The organism is Streptococcus sp. GMD4S (assembly GCF_000296955.1).
On record NZ_AJRE01000133.1, the window covers coordinates 1 to 2839 of the forward strand.

A 2839-nucleotide genomic window follows, 5' to 3' on the forward strand; every position below is an offset into this window, starting at 1 on the left:
TTTTCTGCTGAAACGATTGCCATTTGTCAGGCCTCCTATATATTTTTTGGGACATCCCATTTACATTGTTCATTTTATCACTTTTTGATAAAAAAAGCTAGTTTTTCCCATACTTTAGATTGAATTTCTTCCAACTCAATCAATGTAACCCCTTTCTTCTCCTTAGTCTTGAGTGACTTTGGGATAACGTATGAAGAAGGTCAATCGATCACCCTGCATCTCAAAATGATAAGGTAATTTCTCGTGTTCTAATAAACTTTTGACCACAAAGATCCCCATCCCCGAACCCTTGGCCTTGCGACTAGCATTGTCAGAAAAAGACTGGGCCAATTGTTCCTGTTCTTCAGGACTACAGCTATTCTCGATAAAGAGTTCTCCTTCTCTTTCTCCAATGCGGACCAAGCCACCTGGAGTGGAGTGCTTGATAGCATTACTGATGAGATTCGATAGGATTAGTTTCATGACAGATGGGTTTATGTATGCCTGCTGATGGGTCAAGCTATTATCTATCTGAAGTTCTCTTTCCTTGGCGAGCAAAGCATAATCCTTGACCAGACTTTGCGTCATCTGAAGGAGGTCAACCTCTTCTTTCTCGTCTCGCAATTCCTGAACAGAAGAAAGAGACAATATCTGGAGAACGTGATGACTGAGGTCGTCCACGATCCCCAAGGCAACTCCCAGATAGTGGTCTCTATCTCTATAGCGACCGATATTTTCTTTCATATTCTCAATCAGGATTTTCAAACTGGCCAGAGGTGTTTTCAGTTCATGAGAAGCCCCTCGTAGGAACTCAACCTTCATCTTCTCCAGCTGGAGAATAGCTTCATTCTTCTCATGCAAGTCCGCAATAACAGTCAAAAGATGCTGGTAAAGGCTATTGATTTGTTCCTTGAGATCACCAATCTCATCCTTAGAATCCACACGCAACCGTACTTCAGCATCCAGGTCCATCATCCGACGGGTCACCCACTTGATTTCCAAGATCGGAGCAACAATAGTCCGAGCATAGATATAAGCTACCAAAAGGGAAATTAAAAAAGATGCCAACAAGGTATAGGGGAGAAATTGGAGACTGATCTGCTCTGCTTCCTTTTGCAAATCCATGGAAGCTAGAAACTGAAGAGTCATAGTGCTACCGTCTTGCGTTTTCACCTCACGCTCCTCAATAAAGAGGGAGGTTGTCTGGCGAGCTGTATCTAGTGGAAAATTATCCTTAACCTCTAACTTGTCCTCAGTCATCTCACCCTTAACGGACCCTTTGATATCACTGGTCTGGGAATACAAGTCTAACACTTGTTCGATACTTTGCCTGTCTTTTCCGTCAAGGGACCGAGCAATGGCTGTCGCTTTCTGACCAATGGTTTCCTGACGATGACTTAGATAAGTCGATGGAAAGAGAAAATAAATGGCTAAATGAAGACAAATAACCAGAACACTAAAAATCGAGAAGGTATAGATAAAAATCTTTGTAAATAAACCTGTTCGTTTCATTTTCGCTCCAATTTATAACCAACATTGCGCACAGTGAGGATACAATCCAAGTCTAGCTTTTTCCGTAATTCCTTGATATAGACATCAATGACACGGTCAAAGGGAACCTCATCTGTCACCTTCCAGACCGCATCAATTATCTGAGAACGAGTCAAGGCCCGGCCTTCATTTTTCACCAGATAGTCCAGAATTTCCAACTCTTTGGCATTGATAGCCACTTCTTCTCCCGCGAGGCTTGCACTGTAACTCTCAAAGTCCACCTTGGTATCCTTATAAGAGAAGATTCGTCCTGTATCGTAGTAGCGCTTGAAAATCGCGTCCACCCTTACTTTTAAAAGGGAGAGAGAAAAGGGCTTTTCCAGATAACCGTCTGCCAGAGAAGCAAAAGCACTCATCTTGTATTCTTCATCCTGAAAAGCGGTCAGCATCAAGACAGGAACCTGACTGGTCTTACGAATCTCAGCTAGAACTTCGAGGCCATTGAGCTTGGGCATCTGGATATCCAGCAGTACTAGAGCAACTTCATAGCTGGAAAATTTTTCCAGAGCTTCTTGTCCATCTGCTGCTTCAATGGTTTCATAACCACAATCGGTCAAATAGTCACTGATCCCCTCACGGATCATCTCTTCATCTTCTACAATTAAAATTTTCATAGAAAAACGTTTCACATTCCTTTAAATTTCTTGTAAATCTTCTCGGTTTCATCCTGATAGGAAGAGTCCTTATCAAAATGAAATAGATAAAAATGCTACCTATATTATACCCCATTTAGAGGAGAATAGGTAGCAAGTTTTTTATTCGCTATCGAGCAAGAGCTCTTTTGGTTGTTTTCTGAGGAGATTGCTTGAGGCAAGAGCCATAACGAGAACCACTAGAACCAAGGCTAGGACAAAGACGATGATAAAGTCTGATGTCTGAATGGAAATGTCTAGGCTCGACAGGGTCTTGCTAAAGCCGTCTACTTCTGCACCACCACCAAGATTAGAGGCTTGAGCAGCCTTGCTGGCTTGCTTGGCAACACCTGAAGTGACATTGGCAAGAACAGTATTTCCGATGGCACGGGCTGTGTAGTTGGCTAGGAAGTAAGCAGAAATAAGAGCAGGAATGGCAATCAGGATAGATTCGGTAATGAATTGCCCCAAGATACTTGCCTGCTTGAGACCGATAGAGAGGAGGATTCCCACTTCCTTGCGACGGGCGTTGATCCAAAGACTGAGCAAGAGTGCAAGGAGAAGAACTGAGAAGCTCAAGCTACCCCAGAAGAGGAGGTTGGCCATCTTGTACATACCAGAGATGGATTGCTCTAGAGCTGGGTAGTTAGAGGAGCTCTTCACAAGTGTGTAGCTCT

At 43.1% G+C, this 2839-nt stretch carries 2 protein-coding genes and 1 pseudogene; all 3 read right to left on the reverse strand.

All coding sequences use genetic code 11. From position 1 onward, the window contains the following. Window positions 1–162: 162 nt before the first annotated feature. Window positions 163–1491: a sensor histidine kinase VncS gene (gene vncS, locus GMD4S_RS07750; RefSeq protein ID WP_000831381.1), complete on the reverse strand. Its 1329-nt coding sequence runs from the start codon at window positions 1489–1491 to the stop codon at window positions 163–165. Next, a complete protein-coding gene (vncR, locus tag GMD4S_RS07755) occupies window positions 1488–2144 on the reverse strand; it encodes a response regulator transcription factor VncR (protein ID WP_000697938.1) in 657 nt (218 codons plus the stop codon). Before vncR ends, vncS begins: the two co-directional genes overlap by 4 nt. Before the next feature lie 141 nt (window positions 2145–2285). Next, window positions 2286–2839: pseudogene (vex3, locus tag GMD4S_RS07760) on the reverse strand (ABC transporter permease subunit Vex3); the annotation flags it as partial.

Coding starts and splice junctions, on each gene's coding strand:
- vncR (WP_000697938.1), bottom strand. CDS start 2,144: ATGAAAATTTTAATTGTAGAAGATGAAGAGATGATCCGTGAGGGGATC.
- vncS (WP_000831381.1), bottom strand. CDS start 1,491: ATGAAACGAACAGGTTTATTTACAAAGATTTTTATCTATACCTTCTCG.